At 66.4% G+C, this 18,272-nt stretch carries 17 protein-coding genes, 1 pseudogene and 1 riboswitch; of the genes and pseudogenes, 7 read left to right on the top strand and 11 right to left on the bottom strand.

The genetic code is table 11. The features are described from left to right. Positions 1-195: 195 nt before the first annotated feature. The 4 genes and pseudogenes from acs to LDO22_RS16750 form a co-directional block, all read left to right on the top strand. A pseudogene (acs, locus tag LDO22_RS16765) lies at positions 196-2,163 on the top strand (acetate--CoA ligase); the annotation flags it as partial. Continuing rightward, entirely contained in the window at positions 2,160-3,350 is a 1,191-nt protein-coding gene (gene sfnG / locus LDO22_RS16760; RefSeq protein ID WP_224024721.1) for a dimethylsulfone monooxygenase SfnG, read from the top strand. The pseudogene acs and the gene sfnG, both read left to right, overlap by 4 nt. Further along, a complete protein-coding gene (locus LDO22_RS16755; protein ID WP_159633536.1) occupies positions 3,350-4,702 on the top strand; it encodes an O-acetylhomoserine aminocarboxypropyltransferase/cysteine synthase family protein in 1,353 nt (450 codons plus the stop codon). The genes sfnG and LDO22_RS16755 overlap by 1 nt, the downstream gene beginning before the upstream one ends. Continuing rightward, the gene (locus LDO22_RS16750) at positions 4,699-5,193 is read left to right on the top strand and encodes a CoA-binding protein (RefSeq protein ID WP_214944045.1); all 495 of its coding nucleotides are present in this window, start codon (positions 4,699-4,701) and stop codon (positions 5,191-5,193) included. Before LDO22_RS16755 ends, LDO22_RS16750 begins: the two co-directional genes overlap by 4 nt. Before the next feature lie 61 nt (positions 5,194-5,254). On the opposite strand, the gene LDO22_RS16745 is transcribed toward LDO22_RS16750, so the two are convergent. The 5 genes from LDO22_RS16745 to LDO22_RS16725 form a co-directional block, all read right to left on the bottom strand. Further along, positions 5,255-6,196: a hypothetical protein gene (locus LDO22_RS16745; RefSeq protein WP_224024719.1), complete on the bottom strand. Its 942-nt coding sequence runs from the start codon at positions 6,194-6,196 to the stop codon at positions 5,255-5,257. Further along, positions 6,193-6,744, bottom strand: a complete 552-nt coding sequence (locus LDO22_RS16740; protein WP_224024717.1) for a sigma-70 family RNA polymerase sigma factor — start codon at positions 6,742-6,744, stop codon at positions 6,193-6,195. Before LDO22_RS16740 ends, LDO22_RS16745 begins: the two co-directional genes overlap by 4 nt. Before the next feature lie 296 nt (positions 6,745-7,040). Further along, on the bottom strand, positions 7,041-7,412 hold the full coding sequence (locus tag LDO22_RS16735) for a DUF1508 domain-containing protein (protein WP_224024715.1): 372 nt from the start codon (positions 7,410-7,412) through the stop codon (positions 7,041-7,043). Positions 7,413-7,590: 178 nt separating this feature from the next. Further along, positions 7,591-8,880: an adenylosuccinate synthase gene (locus LDO22_RS16730; protein WP_224024713.1), complete on the bottom strand. Its 1,290-nt coding sequence runs from the start codon at positions 8,878-8,880 to the stop codon at positions 7,591-7,593. Between the two features lie 234 nt (positions 8,881-9,114). Next, positions 9,115-10,131, bottom strand: a complete 1,017-nt coding sequence (locus LDO22_RS16725) for a M14 family zinc carboxypeptidase (protein ID WP_224027270.1) — start codon at positions 10,129-10,131, stop codon at positions 9,115-9,117. 97 nt (positions 10,132-10,228) lie between these two features. Next, a riboswitch (SAM riboswitch) is annotated at positions 10,229-10,333 on the top strand. A gap of 13 nt (positions 10,334-10,346) precedes the next feature. Here LDO22_RS16725 and LDO22_RS16720 point away from each other — a divergent pair. Both LDO22_RS16720 and LDO22_RS16715 read left to right on the top strand, forming a co-directional pair. Then, positions 10,347-11,555, top strand: a complete 1,209-nt coding sequence (locus LDO22_RS16720) for a cobalamin-independent methionine synthase II family protein (protein ID WP_224024711.1) — start codon at positions 10,347-10,349, stop codon at positions 11,553-11,555. Between the two features lie 211 nt (positions 11,556-11,766). Further along, entirely contained in the window at positions 11,767-12,396 is a 630-nt protein-coding gene (locus LDO22_RS16715; protein WP_159633557.1) for a uracil-DNA glycosylase, read from the top strand. A gap of 70 nt (positions 12,397-12,466) precedes the next feature. On the opposite strand, the gene LDO22_RS16710 is transcribed toward LDO22_RS16715, so the two are convergent. The 3 genes from LDO22_RS16710 to LDO22_RS16700 all read right to left on the bottom strand — a co-directional run bounded on the left by LDO22_RS16710 (position 12,467) and on the right by LDO22_RS16700 (position 14,691). Beyond that, positions 12,467-12,892, bottom strand: coding sequence for a DUF3151 domain-containing protein (locus tag LDO22_RS16710; RefSeq protein WP_224024709.1), 426 nt, complete (start codon positions 12,890-12,892; stop codon positions 12,467-12,469). Then, positions 12,893-13,912 carry a class II fructose-bisphosphate aldolase gene (gene fbaA / locus LDO22_RS16705; RefSeq protein WP_141158310.1) on the bottom strand — a complete coding sequence of 340 codons (1,020 nt, stop codon included), beginning with the start codon at positions 13,910-13,912 and terminating at the stop codon, positions 12,893-12,895. It abuts the gene before it with no gap. Positions 13,913-14,034: 122 nt separating this feature from the next. Then, complete coding sequence (locus LDO22_RS16700) at positions 14,035-14,691, bottom strand: TrmH family RNA methyltransferase (RefSeq protein ID WP_224024707.1); 657 nt, start codon at positions 14,689-14,691, stop codon at positions 14,035-14,037. Positions 14,692-14,762: 71 nt separating this feature from the next. Here LDO22_RS16700 and LDO22_RS16695 point away from each other — a divergent pair, with 71 nt between their 5' ends. Next, a complete protein-coding gene (locus LDO22_RS16695) occupies positions 14,763-15,599 on the top strand; it encodes an HAD-IIA family hydrolase (protein ID WP_159633566.1) in 837 nt (278 codons plus the stop codon). Here LDO22_RS16695 and LDO22_RS16690 read toward each other — a convergent pair. The 3 genes from LDO22_RS16690 to LDO22_RS16680 form a co-directional block, all read right to left on the bottom strand. Then, positions 15,596-16,636, bottom strand: coding sequence for a thioesterase domain-containing protein (locus LDO22_RS16690; protein WP_224024705.1), 1,041 nt, complete (start codon positions 16,634-16,636; stop codon positions 15,596-15,598). The two genes, LDO22_RS16695 and LDO22_RS16690, sit on opposite strands and share 4 nt — an antisense overlap. Before the next feature lie 69 nt (positions 16,637-16,705). Then, complete coding sequence (locus tag LDO22_RS16685; RefSeq protein ID WP_224024703.1) at positions 16,706-17,326, bottom strand: hypothetical protein; 621 nt, start codon at positions 17,324-17,326, stop codon at positions 16,706-16,708. Positions 17,327-17,407: 81 nt separating this feature from the next. Beyond that, positions 17,408-18,157 carry a GAF and ANTAR domain-containing protein gene (locus tag LDO22_RS16680; RefSeq protein ID WP_224024702.1) on the bottom strand — a complete coding sequence of 250 codons (750 nt, stop codon included), beginning with the start codon at positions 18,155-18,157 and terminating at the stop codon, positions 17,408-17,410. Between the last annotated feature and the right edge of the window lie 115 nt (positions 18,158-18,272).

The raw sequence follows: 18,272 nt of genomic DNA, 5'->3' as shown, positions 1-18,272 counted from the left end.
TTGCTCTCGCGGATTCACTGGAGTGTAGTGGTCTTTGACCATCCCGAGCGGCCGAGAGACCTGGATCGATGACGCCGCAGCAACCCTGGTCGCCGGACGTTCCCCCACGCTCCGGCGATAACAAGGATGGCAGCCGCGGATCTCCGGAACTGGCTTTTCCGGAAGGCTGCCTCCGTCGGGTGCTACCGCCAGGACCGATGGAGTGAAACGATGGGCTTGAGCGCCGCTGAAACGATGGACCTGAACGCGGGGGTCCACCCTGACAATGTTGCCTTTTGGGAGCAGCAGGCGCTGCGTCTGGACTGGGACACACCGTGGCACACGGCGCACCGCTGGCTTCCGGCAGACCCGGAGGCTGCCCGCGGCCCGGAGATCACCTGGTTCGAGGGCGGCACGCTCAACGTGGCCGCCAACTGCGTGGACCGCCACGTCGCGGCCGGCCGCGGCGCCAAGGTGGCCCTCCACTTCGAAGGCGAGCCGGGCGACCGCAGGTCCATCACGTACGCCGAGCTCCAGCGCGAGGTGGCAAAAGCCGCCAATGCGCTCCTGGCCCTGGGCATCACCAAGGGTGACCGCGTGGTCATCTACCTCCCGGTCATCCCCGAGACAGTCATCATCACGCTCGCCGTGGCCCGGATCGGCGCCATCCACTCCCTGGTGTTCGGCGGTTTCTCGGCCGAAGCGCTGAAGTTCCGGGTGGAGGACACCGGCGCCAAGCTCCTGGTCACCACCGACGGCCAGTTCCGCCGCGGCGTGGCCGTTCCCGTGAAGGACAACGCGGACGCCGCCGTCGCCGGGGACAACGCCATCGAGCACATCCTGGTGGTCAACCGCACCACCCCTGCCAACGGCCTGGCCGCCGTCCCCATGACCGCAGGCCGCGACGTGTGGTGGCATGACGTCGTCGGAAACGCCCCGGACGTCCACGAGCCGGAGGCGTTTGACGCCGAGACGCCGCTGTTCATCATGTACACGTCCGGCACCACCGGAAAGCCCAAGGGGCTGGTGCACACCTCCGGCGGCTACCTGACGCAGGCTTCGTGGAGCTTCGAGCACCTGTTCAGCAACCCGGATCCGGCCCTCCGCGACCGCGACGTGCACTGGTGCACGGCCGACCTCGCCTGGGTCACGGCCCACACCTACGAAATCTACGGCCCGCTGTCCAACGGCGTGACGCAGGTGATCTTCGAAGGCACTCCCAACACCCCGCACCCGGGCCGGCATTTTGAGGTCATCGAACGCTACGGCGTAACCCAGTACTACACGGCACCCACCCTGGTCCGGTCCCTCATGGGCTGGTTCCCGGACGGCGTCCCGGACACCTACGACCTGTCCTCCATCCGCCTGCTGGGGACCGTGGGGGAAGCGGTCAACCCCGAGGCCTGGCGCTGGCTGCGGAACAACGTGGGCGCCGGCACTGCACCGGTGGTGGACACGTGGTGGCAGTCCGAAACCGGGGCCACCATCCTCTCCCCCGCGCCGACGGACAGCAGCTTCAAGCCCGGCTGCGCCGCCCGTCCCCTGCCGGGAGTCAGCACCAGGATCGTGGACGACGGCGGCAACACCGTTGCGCCGGGCGTACAGGGAAACATCGTGGTTGACTCCCCCGGACCCGCCATCGCCCGCACCGTCTGGGGCAACCCGCGCCGCTACTTCGACTCCTACTGGAGCAAGTACGCGGACCAGGGCTGGTTCCTCGCCGGCGACGGCGCCAAGTACGACGCCGACGGCGACATCTGGATCCTGGGCCGCGTGGATGACACCCTGAACGTCTCCGGCCACCTGCTCTCCACCATCGAGATCGAGTCCGCCCTGGTGTCGCACCCGGACGTGGTGGAGGCCGGCGTCTGCCCGGTGGCGGATCCGAAGACCGGCCACGCGGTGGTGGCCTTCGTCGTGCTGAAGGCCGGGGCCCCGGCTGACTGTATCGACGAGCTCCGCAACCACGTGGCCAAGGAGATCGGCCCCATCGCCAAGCCACGCGACGTCGTCGTGGTTCCCGATGTCCCCAAGACCCGCAGCGGCAAGATCATGCGCCGGCTGCTCACCCAGCTGTTCGAGGGAACTGCGCTGGGCGACACAACCTCCCTCCAGAACGAACCGGCCATCGCCGGTATCCAGGACGTCCTGCGCCAGCGGGCCCTACCGAAGGAAAATTCATGACCGAGATCAGCAACGTCGCACGACTCTCCGAACCGCTCAAGTTCGCCTACTGGGTGCCCAACGTCTCCGGCGGCCTGGTGGTATCCACCATCGAACAGCGCACCGGCTGGGACTTCGACTACAACAAAAAACTGGCGCGCATCGCCGAGGAGTCCGGCTTCGAATATGCCCTGACGCAGACGCGCTACGCCGCCTCCTACGGCGCGGACAAGCAGCACGAGGCGACGTCGTTCAGCCTGGCCCTGTTGGCCGCCACGGAGCGCCTGAAGGTCATCGCCGCGGTCCACCCGGGCATGTGGCACCCGGGCGTGCTGGCGAAGTACATCATCACCGCCGACCACATCTCCAACGGCCGTGCCGCCGTCAACATCGTCTCCGGCTGGCTGAAGAGCGAGTTCACCAACTTCGGCCTGGAGTGGCTGGAGCACGACGAGCGCTACGTCCGCACCGAGGAATTCATCAACGTCCTGCGCGGCCTGTGGACCGAAAAGGAGTACAGCCAGTCCGGCAAGTACTACAACATCACCGACTTCACCCTGAACCCCGCCCCGGTGGACGTCCCCGGCCGCGCCCACCCCGAGATCTTCTTCGGTGGAAACTCGACGGCGGCCCAGGCCACCGCGGGCCGCGTGGCGGACTGGTACTTCTCCAACGGCAAGGACCTTGAGGGTTTCAAGGACAACATCGCCGGCGTCGTCGCCTCTGCCGGCGAGGCCCGCCGCGGCACTGCCGGCCAGTTGGCCGCTCCCCGTTTCGGGCTGAACGGCTTCGTCATTGCGCGCGACTCGGAGAAGGAGGCCCGGGACACCCTGCGCGAGATCGTGGAAAAGGCGCACAAGCCCGCCGTCCAGGGGTTCCGGGACGCGGTGCAGGAGGCCGGTGCCGCCACCAAGGACGGCAAGGGCATGTGGGCGGATTCCACGTTCGAGGACCTGATCCAATACAACGACGGCTTCAAGACCCAGCTGATCGGCACCCCGGAGCAGATCGCCGAACGGATCGTCGAATACAAGAAGATCGGCGTGAACCTGTTCCTCACCTGCTACCTGCACTTCCAGGAGGAGGTGGCCGCATTCGGCCGGGACATCCTGCCGATCGTCCGGGAGCTTGAGGCGGACCTGGCCCGCAAGCACGGCACGGAACTCGACCTCTCAATCACTCCCGCCGCCCAGGCGGTGGCTGTCTGATGGCTGAGCGCACCTTCGGGTTCCGCACCCGCGCCCTGCACGCCGGCGGCACCCCCGACGCCGAACACGGCGCCCGCGCCGTTCCCATCTACCAGACCACGTCGTTCGTCTTCAAGGACACCAACGACGCCGCCAACCTGTTCGCCCTCCAGAAGTACGGCAACATCTACTCCCGCATCGGCAACCCCACCGTCGCGGCGTTCGAGGAGCGCATCGCGTCCCTCGAGGGCGGCATCGGAGCGGTCGCGACGGCGTCGGGCATGGCAGCGGAGTTCATCACCTTCGCCGCCCTGACACAGGCGGGCGACCACATCGTGGCAGCTTCCCAGCTGTATGGCGGAACTGTGACCCAGCTCGACGTGACCCTGCGCCGGTTCGGCGTGGACACCACGTTCGTCCCCGGCACCGACCCCGCTGACTACGCCGCGGCGGTGCGGGACAACACCAAAGCCATTTTCGTGGAGGTGGTGGCCAACCCGTCGTCGGAGGTCCAGGACCTGGAGGGGTTGGCAAAGGTGGCGCACGACGCCGGCATCCCCTTGGTGGTCGACGCCACCTTGAGCACGCCGTACCTGGTGCGGCCCATCGAACACGGTGCCGACATCGTGATCCACTCCGCCACCAAGTTCCTGGGCGGCCACGGCACCACCCTGGGTGGCGTAGTGGTGGAGAGTGGCCGGTTCAACTGGGGCAACGGCAAGTTCCCCACCATGACTGAGCCCGTGGCTTCCTACGGCAACGTCTCCTGGTGGGGCAACTTCGGTGAGTACGGGTTCCTCACCAAGCTGCGCAGCGAGCAGCTGCGGGACATCGGTCCGGCCCTTTCGCCGCAGTCGGCGTTCCAGCTGCTCCAGGGCGTTGAGACCCTGGCACAGCGGCTCGACGAGCACCTGAAGAACGCGCAGGCCGTGGCCGAATGGCTGGAAAACGATGAGCGGGTAGCCTACGTCAACTACTCGGGCCTGCCTTCGCACCCGCACTTCGAACGGGCCCGGAAGTACCTGCCGCTTGGCCCGGGCTCGGTGTTCTCCTTCGGGGTCAAAGGTGGGCGCGCCGCAGGGCAGAAGTTCATCGAGTCCCTGCAGCTGGCCTCCCACCTGGCCAACGTGGGTGACTCCCGGACCCTGGTGATCCACCCCGGCTCCACCACCCACCAGCAGCTCAGCGCAGCCCAGCTGGAATCCGCGGGCGTGCCGGAGGACCTGGTCCGCATCTCGGTGGGCCTCGAGGATATCGAGGACATCCTGTGGGATCTGGACCAGGCACTCACCGAAGCCTCCAACGCCGCGGCCCGGGACGCCGCCGTCGCCCAAGAACCCGCAGGCGCCTGCACGATCGGAGCAAACGCATGAGCACCGCCGAACGCACCTGGTCCGGCCCGTCGGCACCTGAGCGGCTGGCCCTGCTCCGGCAGGCGAAATCCATTGCCATTGTTGGAGCCTCTGACAAGCCGTCGCGGGCCAGCTACTTCGTGGCCACGTACCTGCTGTCCTCCACCCGCTACAAGGTGTACTTCGTGAACCCGGTGGTCAAGGAGATCCTGGGCCAGCCCACGTATGCGTCCCTGGCGGACCTGCCGGAGAGCCCGGACATCGTTGACGTGTTCCGCAAGCATGACGACCTTCCGGGCGTCCTGGACGAGGCCGTGGCCGCCGGTGCCAAAACACTCTGGCTGCAACTGGGTTCCTGGCACGAAGGCGTCGCGGCAGGCGCGGAAGCCGCGGGGCTCAACGTGGTGATGGACCGCTGCGTGAAGATCGAGCACGCGCGCTTCCACGGCGGACTCCACCTGGCCGGCTTCGATACCGGCGTGATTTCCTCCAAGCGCCAGGTCATGGCCTGACCGGGCACTGCATGAGGCGACAGCGGGTCCGTCCGACGGGCCCGCTGTTGCTGTGTTTCGGCTATTTCGCCGGAGACGTGGGCTTGGGCCCGGCTCCCTGTCCTGCCGCCTGGGAGCTTGTTTGGCCCTGCCCCGGCATCGCGTTGGCCGCGGAGCCCGCCGCCTTTTGTGCCTCGGCGGCTGCATCCCCGGCTGACGGCCCGGTGTTGGCCGCCGGGAGTCCGGCCTTCGCCGGCCCGGGAGCCCCTTGCCCTGCCGGCATCCCGTCCGTCGCGGCGCCGGGATTCTCCTTGCCCCTGCCAAGTCCATTGCCCTGCAAAGAAGTCCCGGGAGCCGCGGGCGTGCACGCTTCGGCGCCGGCCTCGTGTTTGACCGGGCCGACGCACGGCGGGAACCCGGTGTGCGCCCGTCCTGTGTGGCGGGAGGAGCCGGCAGGATCCCGAAGGAGGCTGGAGGCAAGATTTGCGGCATCGGCGGACTCACCGGGTGCAGGTGAGCCGGCAGCGGCAAGGTCCCCGTCGGAAGCCACCTGGGGGCCCCGGTAGCTGTAACCGGCGGCGGACGGTTCCCCCGCTGTACCGTTCCAGGGCGCCCAATCCTCCAGCAGGTGCTCCACTGGACTGGTTCCGGAAGTGCTGGAGCTGGCGGCTACCCCGCCAGCGCCCAGCCCCATCCCGGCCACCAGCACCAGGCCCAGCGCGGTGGGGCGGTGCCGCCGGCGGCGGCGGCGCGCCAGTTCGTCCCCAGGCAGCGCATCGGGCTGTCCAGTGGCCTGTACACCGGGCTGTTCCGGCACCTCTTCAGCTGCCTGTTCAGCTGCTTCCCCGCCCGGTTCCCCTGCCGTGAGCAGTGCGGCAAGCTCACCGCTGGGTTCCGGCGCGGGCAGCGAAGCCAGGGTGCCCAGCGACAGCAGGGCGTTGCGAAGGTCCGCATCCAGCTGGCAGCCGGCGTCCAGCAGCATGTCATCAACAAGGGCGGCGCGGTTTTCCGGGGCGGGTGTCATGGCGCGAGGTACTCCTTCACTGCGGCGAGTTCCCGGAGTTTCAACAATGCGCGCCGCTGAAGCTGCTTCACCGAACCGGCGCTCTTTTCCATGGTCTCAGCCGTCTGTTCCACTGTGAGGCCTCCCACCAGGCGCAGCGACAGGACGTCCCGCTGGTCCTGCGGCAGACCGTCCAGCAGCGTCAGGACCTCCTGGGGCGAAATGCGCTGCAGGGCTTCCTTTTCCGCTGAGGTGTCCACGCGCTGGTCGAGCTCGGGCTCGAAGGGCAGCTTGACCGGGCTCCGGCTTTGCCGCCGGTGGTCATCCACCATGCGGGCGTGGGCAACGGAGAAGATAAAAGTCCGCAGGCCGGATTCGCCGCCGTGCACGGTGTGGAGGCGGGGCAGCACGGAAAGGAACACTTCCTGCATGGCGGCCTCCGGATCCTCGACTCCCCGGGCTGTGAGGTAGCCCAGCACCTGTGATGCGTAGGTCTTGTAGACAAGGCTGAAGGCGGCAGTCCCGGAAAGCGGCTGGTCCGGAGCCTCGTCTGTCTGTGCATCGGTCACTGACGTAGTGCTTTCCGTCAAAGAAGGGTGTTGGCAAGGCGGGCGCTCAGTACATCCGGAACGCTGCCCTTACTTTACCCTCAGGTAACCACCCCCGCCGGAACCGCCACGGCGCCGGCAACAGGGCCGGTGCCGGGCCAGGCGGGTGCAGCCACCCTTGCGGAAAGACAAAAGAGCCGGCCTGGAACGTGATGGGGGACAGGTTCCAGACCGGCACTTCATAGGGGTAATCGCCGGGGCACCCCAAAGGGTTACGCGCTTTCAAAAAAACTTCTGAGAATTTCCTTCCCCGCCTGTCAGCGGGCTGCTGCCCTGGTCCACCGGCGTGCCGTGGCATGCCGGCGCGGCGCATTGGCCAGCGCAAAAGCGTGCCGCGTGGCGGGCGCGCGTTCCTCTCCGCACACGGGCACGACGGCGGCGGGCAGCCCGGCCGGAACAGCGGCAGCAGCCGCAGCGGGTTCAGCCGCGGGACGGGCTACGGTTCCGGCGGGACACAGGTCGGTGACCAGGCCCGTGCCGGCACATTCACGCACCGCGGCGATCCCTGCCGCCACAGCGGCCTTGTCCTCGAAGGGGCCGGAGACGGCGATAACGGCCCCGTCCGGAGCCAGGAGACGGAACCGGAAAAACGAATCAGCGTCGACGAATGCTTCAAATCTTCCGGCCATGACGATCCTTCCTTGGGCACCAGGTTGTACAGACGAGTCTGGCCGCGGCACCGGAAACCTCACAAGACCGTGCGCGTTAAGCCTGTGTAAATTCGCTGTCCGCCACCAAAAGAGAAGCGGCAGGCCACCTGCGAAAGGTGGCCTGCCGCCGTCGTCATGCCTGCTCCGGGAGGGCGCGTCAGTCGTTGATGAGGTCGTTCACCACGATGGTCTGGTCGCGGTCCGGGCCAACGCCGATGGCCGAGAACCGGGTTCCGGAGAGCTTCTCCAGGGCCAGCACATAGTTGCGGGCATTCTCTGGCAGGTCCGCCAGCGTCCGGGCTCCCGTGATGTCCTCGGTCCAGCCATCGAAGTACTCGAAGATCGGTTTGGCGTGGTGGAACTCGGTCTGCGTCATGGGCATCTCGTCATGCCGGACACCGTCGACCTCGTAGGCCACGCACACCGGGATCTGCTCGATGCCGGTCAGGACGTCCAGCTTGGTGACGAAGTAGTCCGTGAAACCGTTCACGCGGGAAGCGTGCCGCGCCAGGACGGCGTCGTACCAGCCGCAGCGGCGCGGGCGGCCGGTGTTGACGCCGAATTCGCCGCCGGTCTTCTGCAGGTACATGCCCATCTCATCGAAAAGTTCGGTGGGGAACGGGCCGGCACCAACGCGGGTGGTGTAGGCCTTGATGATGCCGATGGAACGCGAAATCCGGGTGGGGCCGATGCCGGAACCCACCGAGGCGCCGCCGGCGGTGGGGTTGGAGGAGGTCACGAACGGGTAGGTGCCGTGGTCCACGTCCAGGAACGTTGCCTGGCCGCCCTCCATCAGGACTACCTTGCCCTCGTCCAGCGCCGAGTTCAGGACCAGGGTGCTGTCGATGACCAGCGGGCGGAGCCGCTCGGCGAAGGACAGGAAGTACTCCACGATCTCGTCCACCACAACGCTGCGGCGGTTGTAGACCTTGACCAGGAGTTCGTTCTTCTGGCGCAGCGAGCCTTCCACCTTCTGGCGCAGGATCGATTCGTCGAAGACGTCCTGGACGCGGATGCCCAGCCGGGCCACCTTGTCCATGTAGGCGGGGCCGATGCCGCGGCCGGTGGTGCCGATGGCGCGGCTGCCGAGGAAGCGTTCGGTCACCTTGTCCAGCACCTGGTGGTACGGGGCCACCAGGTGGGCGTTGGCGGAGACCCGCAGTTTTGAGGTGTCGGCGCCGCGCGCCTGGAGTCCGTCGATTTCCTGGAAGAGGGCCTCCAGGTTCACCACGCAGCCGTTGCCGATGATGGGAACGGCGTTGGGGCTGAGAATGCCTGCCGGCAGCAGCTTGAGTTCGTACTTTTCACCGCCTACGACGACGGTGTGCCCGGCGTTGTTGCCGCCGTTGGGCTTGACGACGTAGTCAACACGGCCGCCCAGCAGGTCGGTGGCCTTGCCTTTTCCTTCGTCGCCCCACTGGGCTCCTACGATCACAATTGCTGGCATGGGATCCTCCCCCATTCGTTCGGACTGCCCGGGCCGGCCACCAGGTGGCGGGCCCATGCAGCGCCGTTCATGAGAATGCCCCGAACATACCGGCCTTCGCACAGCCGCAGCACGGCGCAGCGAAGCAAGAGTTCCGGGGCTCTTACCACCCAAGTTTAGCCGATGGGGCACTTTGTCCACTGTTGTGGCCCGCCGCGGTCCTTTCTGCCAAAAGGCCGCGGCGGCCGGTGCCGCCTATTCGTCCTCCGCCTCCCCGGCGGGCCGGGACGTCTGTTCGGCGAGCGTGTTCCAGAAGGAGGTGTCGGCGTCGGCAATGGACCCGTCCGCGATGGCCGCGGCCGTGGAGGTCAGCGTGGTGACGGTCTGCTTGATCAGGTAGCCGTTGCTGCGCTGTCCGAGTGCATAGCCGTCCAAATAGTGGTCCGACATGCCGCGCATCTCGAAGAGCAGGGTGGCGATGCCGTACTCCACGGAGATGCCGTTGCGGCTGATGGTTTCGGCACTGCCGCCCTGGTACTTGCCCAGGTGTCCCCAGCCGGTGGAGTCGACGTTGTTGAAGACCACCGCGCCGAGCTGCTTGGATTTTTCGACGACGGCGGGGTCGGCGTTGGGGGTGGTGGGGTACAGGATGGAGCCGGATACCAGCTTGCCGTCACGCTCCGCCCGGGTGCCCTGGTGGTGCAGGTCGATCATGTAGTCGATCCGGTATTTGCGCATGACGTTGTTGTGCAGCGCCTGGGTCTCCGGCTGGACCTTGGCCACGTGGTCGCGGTTCAGGTCCACACCCTCGGCGTTGTAGCGGGTGAGGTGCCGGTCCCCCTTGGCGAGGTAATTGTCCAGGGAGAAGTTCACGTCACCCATGGCGCCGTCCGCATTGAGCATGGGCACCACCAGGATGTTCACGCCTTTGAGGATGTCCGCGGATTTGCCGGTCCCCAGGTGCTTAATGAACTCCATGGCGCCCTCGGTGGTGAGCTGCTCGTTGCCGTGCTGCTGGGTCAGGTACAGGATGGTGGGCTTGGCGGGGTCCGAAATGTACTTGACCACGTGGATGTCGCGCCCCTTGACCGTCTGCCCGATGACCTCCAGCTCCATTGCCGGCTGGCGGGCATCCTGGTCCTTCAGGAACGAGACCATCTGTTCGTACGTGGCGAGCTTGGACGTGGTGATCTGGCCGTTGCCGTCGTAGGTGGGGCCTTCGCCCACAGCGTGTGCCAGCGGGGCAGGTCCTGCTACGACGGCCAGCGCCAGGGCTCCGGAGACGGCGAGGAAAGCCGCCGGGCAGCCCGTCGCGACATAAAGCGGCTCAGACTTGCCCCGGGGCAGGCATCTGGATTTATGTGAGAGTGAACCATCCGGAGCGGCCGAGAGACCTGGCTCGATGACGCCGCAGCAACCACGGTCCAGCAGGATTCCTGCCGGCCGAAGGTGCTACTGCCAGGACCGATGGAAAGGAAGATTCCAGCATGTCCCTGAACACCGACCACATCCGCGTCACCCACGCGGGATCCTTGCCCCGCACCCCGGAACTCATCGCCGCCAATGCCGCCAAGGAAACCGACGGCATCACCCCTGAATTCCTGGAACTCCTGGAGGCCTCCGTGGTGGAGGTGGTCCAGCGCCAGAAGGACCTCGGCATCGACATTCCCAACGACGGCGAATACGGGCACACGATGTCCAGCTCCGTGGACTACGGCGCCTGGTGGAACTACTCCTTTGCACGGCTGGGCGGCCTGGAGCCAACCAACGTGGACCGCTGGGCCGATGCCCAGGTGCACCGCTCCTCGCCCGGCAACATTGTCCTGACCTCATTCCCTGACCGGCGCGACCGGCAGGCGTTCAACGAGGCCTACAACGACCCCTCCTCGGGCATCCTGTCCCACCGCAAGAGCGTGACCCAGCCCAAGATCGCCGGACCCCTGACCTACACGGGCCAGGACCTGGTGGCATCGGACATCAGGAACCTGAAGACCGGCCTCGCAGCGGCCGGGTTGTCGGACGGCTTCGTAGCGTCCCTCTCTCCCGGCTCCTGCGCCCGCGTGGCCAACGAGTACTACAAGTCGGATGAGGAACTTGTCTACGCCTGCGCCGATGCTATGCGGGAGGAATACAAGGCGATCATCGATGCCGGCCTGACCGTGCAGCTCGATGATCCGTCCCTGGCCGAGAGCTGGGACCAGATCAATCCCGAGCCCTCCCTGGAGGACTACCTGAAGTTCATCCAGCTGCGCGTCGAGGCCACCAACTGGGCCCTCCGCGACCTGCCCCAGGAACAGATCCGGCTGCACGTCTGCTGGGGTTCCTGGCACGGTCCGCACACCACCGACATCCCCTTCGCCGACATCATCGGATCGGTGCTGCAGGTGAACGCCGGCGCCTACTCCTTCGAGGCTGCCAACGTCCGCCACGAACACGAATGGCGGGTATGGGAGGACACCAAGCTCCCCGAGGGCAAGGTGATCATCCCGGGCATCGTCTCGCACGCCACCAACGTGGTGGAACACCCGGACTTGGTGGCAGACCGCATTGTCCGCTTTGCCGACGTCGTGGGCCGTGAGAATGTCATCGCCTCCACCGACTGCGGCCTGGGCGGGCGGGTCCACCCGCAGATCGCCTTCGCCAAGCTGGAGGCCCTCGGCGAGGGCGCCCGCCGGGCCACCAGCCGCCTCTGGTAGCTGCGGGAGGCGAAGCGGGAACCCGCCGGTTCCGTGCCCTGGCTGAGTCAGGTGCACGGGACCGGCGTTTCGTTTCCCGGGGCTTGCTAAACTGGGTAAGGCCGACCAGGAATCGGCCCACCCCAATCAACCGCCGCTGATGTGTCGCGCCCCCGCGTGCCCGTTTCCGTGGCGGCAGCAACGCCAATCCCCGCAGGAGAACCAGCACTTCATGACAGCCCTGGCACCCGAAACATTCCACGAACAGCTCATGAGCCGCCGCTACGACCCCAGCGTTGCTGCCGTTAACGAGCTCTGCGATTCCCTGCAGGAGACCAAGCCCGGAACCGTGGTCCCCTATGTGGATCCCATGCACGACGTGGAGGAATGCCGCATCATCAGCCTGTTCTCCAACATTGGCGAGGCGGACCCGTCCGGGTTCATCACGGCCGGGGACCAGGACGCCGCGACCCGCATGCTGGGACTGCAGTGGAAGCTGGGCCTGCGCCCCGAGTTCGTGATGCCGTGGAACGTCCACCCCTGGCACGTTCCCGGTGAGCCCAACGGCAAGTTCACTCCCGACCAGATCCAGGCAGGCCTGAAGCCGCTGCTGAAGTTCCTGGCCCTGGTGCCCCGTGCCTCCGTCATCGTGGCGCACGGAACCGAAGCCAACCGGTTGGCCAACGCACTCCTGAAGACCGAAGTTCCGCTGCTGTGGCGCCGTGGCCTGAAGACCTACAAGGTACGCTCCCTGAGCGGCCGCGCCTTCGCCGGTTCCCCCGCTCGCCAGGAGGAGTACCTCGAGGACATGCGCGCGGCCTACGCCGACGCCATGGCACGCACCGGCATCGCCAAGCCTTAAGCGACCGACGGCGGGTGGTTACCTTTCCAGGAAAGGTAACCACCCGCCGTCGTTGTTTAAGCGCAAAGGACTAAAACTTGCCCTCGATCGCTGCCTTCGCCGTGGGGTCCGAGTCGTTGAGGAACTTTTCGATCCGCTCCGGCTCGTCAGCCTCGCCGATGGCAGAGGAAGCCCTGCCCAGGGAATAGAGGGCCCGCAGGAATCCGCGGTTGGGCTCGTGCTCCCACGGGATGGGCCCGACGCCGCGCCAGCCGTTGCGGCGCAGCGAGTCCAGGCCGCGGTGGTAGCCGACGCGGGAGTAGGCGTAGGAATCGATGATCCGGCCCTCCGCCCATGCTTCTTCGGCGAGCACAGCCCAGAGCAGCGAGGACGTGGGGTGCTTGGCCACCAGGTCCAATGCCTCGTGGCCGGCCTCCAACTGCCCGTGCACCTCGGTTTCGGCAGGCAGGAGCGTGGGCTCCGGCCCCATCAGGTTCCGGCGGAACTCGTCCGACATCTAGAAGGTCTTTCCGGCCGAACCGAGCTGCTTGGTGGCTTCCACCACGCGGGCTGCCAGGCCGGCTTCGGCGGAGGCGCCCCAGACGCGGGGGTCGTAGGTCTTCTTGTTGCCCACTTCGCCGTCAACCTTCAGGACGCCGTCGTAGTTCTTGAACATGTGGTCAGCCACCGGACGCGTGTAGGCGTACTGGGTGTCGGTGTCGATGTTCATCTTGATCACGCCGTAGGAAACGGCGTCGGCGATCTCCTGGTCGGAGGAGCCGGAGCCGCCGTGGAACACGAGGTCGAACGGGTTGTCCTTGCCGATCTTGGCACCCACCTGGGCCTGGATGTCCTTGAGGATCTCCGGGCGCAGCTTGACGCCGCCGGGCTTGTAGACGCCGTGCACGTTGCCGAAGGTCAGGGCGGTGATGTAGCGGCCGTTTTCACCAGCGCCGAGGGCGTCGATGGTGGCCAGGGCGTCCTCGACCGTGGTGTAGAGCTTGTCGTTGATGGCGTTCTCCACGCCGTCTTCCTCGCCGCCGACGGTGCCGATCTCCACCTCGAGGATCATCTTGGCTGCCGCGGTGCGGGCCAGCAGGTCGCGGGCGATCTTCAGGTTCTCCTGCAGGGTCTCTGCGGAGCCGTCCCACATGTGGGAGTTGAACAGCGGGTTGCGGCCGGCCTTGACTTCAGCCTCGGACGCTTCCAGCAGCGGCAGGACAAAGCCGTCCAGCTTGTCCTTGGGGCAGTGGTCCGTGTGCAGGGCGATGTTGACACCGTAGTTCTTGGCCACCTCGCGGGCGAAGGCAGCAAAGCCCAGGGAACCAGCCACCATGTCCTTGGTGGAGGCACCTGACCAGTAGGCGGCACCGCCGGTGGAAACCTGCACGATGCCGTCGGACTCTGCCTCGGCGAAGCCACGCAGTGCCGCGTTCAGCGTCTGCGAGGACGTGACGTTGACGGCGGGGAAGGCGAATCCGCCCGCCTTCGCGCGGTCGATCATCTCGGCGTAGATCTCTGGGGTTGCAATGGGCATGCTGGCTCCTCTGCTGAGTTTCGTCTGTGGGTGGATGACCCTCAAATAGACCGCTTACGGCTTGGCACCATCCTAGCCATTCCCGGGCTGGCAGGGTGTTTCGGGTCACCGGTCGGTAATACTCACACGTGCTGGTTGAAGACGTGCCGCCGGATCCAGGCGTGCATGGCAATAGCCGCGGCGGAGGCGGCGTTGATGGACCGGGTGGAGCCGAACTGCTCGATGGACAGGGTGGCGGCGGCCGCCTGGTGCACTTCCGGAGTCAGGCCCGGGCCCTCCTGCCCGAATACCAGCACGCAGTCGCGCGGCAGTTCATACGTCTCCAGGGGCACCGAGTCCGGGAAGATGTCGATCCCGATGATCGCCAGCCCCTCCCCCTGCGCCCACTGGACGAAGTCCTCCACGGTGGGGTGGTGGCGGACGTGCTGGTAGCGGTCGGTGACCATGGCGCCGCGCCGGTTCCACCGCCGTCGGCCGATGATGTGTACTTCCTTGGCGAGGAAGGCGTTGGCGGTGCGCACCACGGTGCCGATGTTCAGGTCGTGCTGCCAGTTTTCAATGGCCACGTGGAAGTTGTGCCGCCGGGAGTCCAGCTCCGCGACGATCGCCTCGTGCTTCCAGTAGCGGTATTTGTCCAGGACGTTGCGCCGGTCGCCGTCCGCCAGCAGGTCAGGGTCCCAGTGGTCGCCTTCCGGCAGGTCCCCTTCCCAGGGCCCGACGCCGACCTCCGCCTTTGCGGGTCCGGCCTCCCCGGGCTGGTGGTCGGGTTCGTCTGTCATGCCGGGCGTTTGGTTCACCCTTCAACACTAGACTGGACTCTTCGGGCAATCATCACAGGCGGAGGCAGGGCATGGCAGACGAGGACCAGGTAGCAGGCAACCCGGCGGTATACCGGAGCGGCCAGGAGATTGAGTGCTGGCTGACGGACATGGACGGCGTCCTGGTCCATGAAAACCAGCCCATCCCCGGGGCGGCTGAGCTGATCCAGCGCTGGGTGGACACCTCAAAGCGCTTCCTCGTGCTGACCAACAACTCCATCTTCACGCCCCGCGACCTCGCCGCACGCCTGCGCGCTTCCGGGCTGGAGATCCCCGAGGAGAACATTTGGACCTCCGCCCTGGCCACCGCCCAGTTCCTGAAGGACCAGGTGTCTGCCGGTGGCTCGGAATCGGGCAACCGCGCCTACACCATCGGCGAAGCAGGGCTGACGACGGCGCTGCACGAGGCTGGCTTCATCCTCACCGACCAGAGCCCGGACTTCGTGGTCCTCGGCGAGACGCGCACGTACTCTTTTGAGGCAATCACCACGGCCATCCGCCTGATCCTGGCCGGTGCGCGGTTCATCGCCACCAACCCGGATGCCACCGGCCCCTCCAAGGACGGCCCCATGCCGGCCACGGGTGCCATCGCGGCCCTGATCACCAAGGCCACCGGCCGCGAACCGTACATTGTGGGCAAGCCGAACCCCATGATGTTCCGGTCGGCCATGAACCAGATCGATGCACACTCCGAGACCACCGCCATGATCGGTGACCGGATGGACACGGACATCATCGCCGGCATGGAGGCAGGCCTGCACACCGTCCTGGTCCTCAGCGGCATCACGCACAAGGACGACATCGCCGCGTACCCCTTCCGGCCCAACCAGGTGCTGAATTCCGTGGCGGACCTGAAGAACCAGATCTAGAAGATGCTGACCCGGGAGCCGCCCCGGGGCAGCGGGAAGTACTCGTCCAGCAGTTCCGTGACCAGGGGCCGGTAGATCTGCGGGTTCCAGCCGGGGCTGGCGTGGGCGGGCGCCGCACCCGTGGTCTGCAGGTTGCTGGAGACCATGTTGTCCTTGAACACCACCGCCCAGGTTTCGGCCGCGGTCTCATAGTCAACAGTGCCGTCTTTGGGGTTGCCGATATAGGCCATCTTGGCTGTTCCGAGGTGGCCGGCGAACAGGCTTCCCTCGAAGTGGTAGATGTAGGCGGACTCCGTTTGGACCAGGACGTTGGACGGGGCAATGGGTGAGAGCTGCTCCAGCGTCTGGTTCAGGATCTGGCGCCAGCTCCGTTCGTCCTTGTGGATGATCCGCTCCCCCAGTTCATACCCGCCGCGCAGGGTGGAGGGGAACCTGACGCCGCTCTCGTAGAGGAACACCACGCCGTCGAACCAGCTTTGGTCCAGGACGTCATGGGCGCTGTAGGGGCTGGAGTCCAGGAGGATGAACTGCACCTGGACACCCTGCAGGGCCAGGAGCCGGGCCGCCACCTGGGTGGCGAGCATGCCGCCGAAGCTGTGCCCGTAAAAGAAGAGCTTGGTGATCTTCTCTGCAGTGATGTAGTCGGTGATCGCGTTGACCACCTCAGTGATGTTGAGCCCCAGGTTGGAATATCCGACGGCGGCGAGCCGGGCGCGCTTGTTCAGTGCGCCCCTGAGCGTGTTCAGGATCCACTGCGCTTCTTCCCAGCTGGTCTTGTACCCGGGGAACAGGAACCAGCTTGCGTCCGGGTAGTAGGCATCGGCGAAGTCGTCCGCAATGGTCAGGATCCTGGTAGTCCGGCGCTGCGACTGCACTTCACGGGTCATCAGCATGTCCGCCGCCAGCAGCCCGGAGGCGCCGGCCCCGGCCAGGAACGTACGCCGCGAAAAGCGTTTGAGGGCAGCCGCTTCCGCCAGCAGCCGGGCATCGGAGACCCCTCGCCGGCTCTGTGGATTAACTTCCCCCTCATACGGCACACTCCTACCGTAAGCCCCGGGAAAGTCACCACGGCAACCGCGGATGTTAACGTTCGGTGACGCTGAGCGTCAGCTGGCGGCCTGCCCCTCCGTGGCCGGGAAGGGCGCCTGCGGTTCCTGCTGGCGGCGAAGGATCTCCAGGCCAATGTCGTTATAGCGGCCCAGCAGGTCAGCGCCGTCGGGGGCGTCCGGGTTATCCAGCAGGGCAAAAGCGGAGTCGCTGGCGTGCAGCAGTTCCTGCTCCGTGTATTCCGTCAGCGGACGGCCATACAGCCCTTCGATCCACATCACCGGCAACTGGGGGTACTCACCTGCGAACTCACCGCCGGGGAAAAGCTCCCTGATGTCATCATCCACCAGGAGCGGGCGGAGGCTGGAGGCGTCCCATTGTGTCCAGTCGTGCGCCGCGGGGGTGAGCTGAAGGGACACCCCGGCGGAGGGGACGCCCGGCAGGGACGTGGTGTCCATGGCGTTGAGGTCGCCGCGGAGACCTGCCAGCGCGGATGATTCGACAAGTTCAGCCTGCGAGAGATCGACGCAGATACGGCAGCGGATGCCCATCCTCCGGACGCGGCGGATGATGTGGACCAGTTCAGCACGGGAATCGTGGTGAAGGGCTCCCCGGACTTCAATCCGGACGATGTCCGCGGGGACATCAAGGTTAACGAGTGCGTCTAGCGCGCGGTCCATAGGTACTCCAAAAGAGGTTCTATGGCCGACGGCTCAACCTCCGCTAGCGTAACCCTCGCCGGGCCTCCGCACAACCTGCCTTCAGGCCCGCCGACCCTGGCCGACTTTGCCCGGTTCCTGGTAGTGGGTACGCGCTCCGGCGGTGCCGCCCACCGAATCCACCAGCGACTTGGCGATGTCCCGGAGTTTGGTGTTGCTGTTGCTGGACGCCTCGGTGAGGATTTCGACGGCGGCTTCCTGGCTGCACCGGTTCTGCGCCATGACGATGCCGATGGCGATATCGATGATGGTCCTCGACTCCAGCGTGGCCCGCAGGTTCGTCGCACTGTCTGCGTGCAGCGAGAACCGGACAGCCAGCCGGAGTGCTTCGGAAATTTCCCGGGTGAAGTCCCGCGCCCTGTCCGCCGCCCGGCCGTCAAACTTGCGCGGGGCGTCGGAGTAGAGGTTCAGCGCGGCCTTGGCCTCCCCCTGCAGGTTGAACGGCAGCGACAGCACCGAACGCAACCCGTGGGAGGCAACGGCAGCCGCATAGTCCGGCCCCCACCGGTCCTCCTGCAAGAGGTCCGGGACGTAGACCTCGCGCTCTTCCTGTGCCGCGGACAAGCACGGTCCCTGGGCGAGGGAATACTGGATTTCATCCACTTCCCGCGCCGCTTCGCTGCTCCAGCCGATGGTGGCTGCCTTGCGGTCGCGGAGCAGCGTGATGCCGCACAGGGCGTCGTCGCCGTCGCCTGCCATCTGGTGCGCGGAGAAGCGTGCCAACTCGTTGAGGAAGTCCTCGAAATCGGCGCTTTCCAGGATGAGGTTCTGGACTTGGTCCGTCGCGCTCAAAGGCTGTTGTGGGGGGAGCAAAATACAGGATCTCCAAGCAACTGAAAGGTGTTAACGCAAATAATAAATCAGCCACCAGCGGCGGGCCAACACCGGTCCCCCAGGTGTCCCGGAG

Origin of the sequence: Arthrobacter sp. NicSoilC5 (assembly GCF_019977395.1) — a bacterium.
Lineage (GTDB): Bacteria > Actinomycetota > Actinomycetes > Actinomycetales > Micrococcaceae > Arthrobacter.
The sequence above is the reverse complement of the archived record's forward strand: the minus strand, read 5'-3'. Positions and strand labels throughout refer to the sequence as shown.

What these genes read in the sequence shown, in the direction of transcription:
- sfnG (WP_224024721.1), top strand. Translation starts at nt 2,160, where the DNA reads ATGACCGAGATCAGCAACGTCGCACGACTCTCCGAACCGCTCAAGTTC.
- LDO22_RS16755 (WP_159633536.1), top strand. Translation starts at nt 3,350, where the DNA reads ATGGCTGAGCGCACCTTCGGGTTCCGCACCCGCGCCCTGCACGCCGGC.
- LDO22_RS16750 (WP_214944045.1), top strand. Translation starts at nt 4,699, where the DNA reads ATGAGCACCGCCGAACGCACCTGGTCCGGCCCGTCGGCACCTGAGCGG.
- LDO22_RS16745 (WP_224024719.1), bottom strand. Translation starts at nt 6,196, where the DNA reads ATGACACCCGCCCCGGAAAACCGCGCCGCCCTTGTTGATGACATGCTG.
- LDO22_RS16735 (WP_224024715.1), bottom strand. Translation starts at nt 7,412, where the DNA reads ATGGCCGGAAGATTTGAAGCATTCGTCGACGCTGATTCGTTTTTCCGG.
- LDO22_RS16730 (WP_224024713.1), bottom strand. Translation starts at nt 8,880, where the DNA reads ATGCCAGCAATTGTGATCGTAGGAGCCCAGTGGGGCGACGAAGGAAAA.
- LDO22_RS16720 (WP_224024711.1), top strand. Translation starts at nt 10,347, where the DNA reads ATGTCCCTGAACACCGACCACATCCGCGTCACCCACGCGGGATCCTTG.
- LDO22_RS16715 (WP_159633557.1), top strand. Translation starts at nt 11,767, where the DNA reads ATGACAGCCCTGGCACCCGAAACATTCCACGAACAGCTCATGAGCCGC.
- LDO22_RS16710 (WP_224024709.1), bottom strand. Translation starts at nt 12,892, where the DNA reads ATGTCGGACGAGTTCCGCCGGAACCTGATGGGGCCGGAGCCCACGCTC.
- fbaA (WP_141158310.1), bottom strand. Translation starts at nt 13,912, where the DNA reads ATGCCCATTGCAACCCCAGAGATCTACGCCGAGATGATCGACCGCGCG.
- LDO22_RS16700 (WP_224024707.1), bottom strand. Translation starts at nt 14,691, where the DNA reads ATGACAGACGAACCCGACCACCAGCCCGGGGAGGCCGGACCCGCAAAG.
- LDO22_RS16695 (WP_159633566.1), top strand. Translation starts at nt 14,763, where the DNA reads ATGGCAGACGAGGACCAGGTAGCAGGCAACCCGGCGGTATACCGGAGC.
- LDO22_RS16685 (WP_224024703.1), bottom strand. Translation starts at nt 17,326, where the DNA reads ATGGACCGCGCGCTAGACGCACTCGTTAACCTTGATGTCCCCGCGGAC.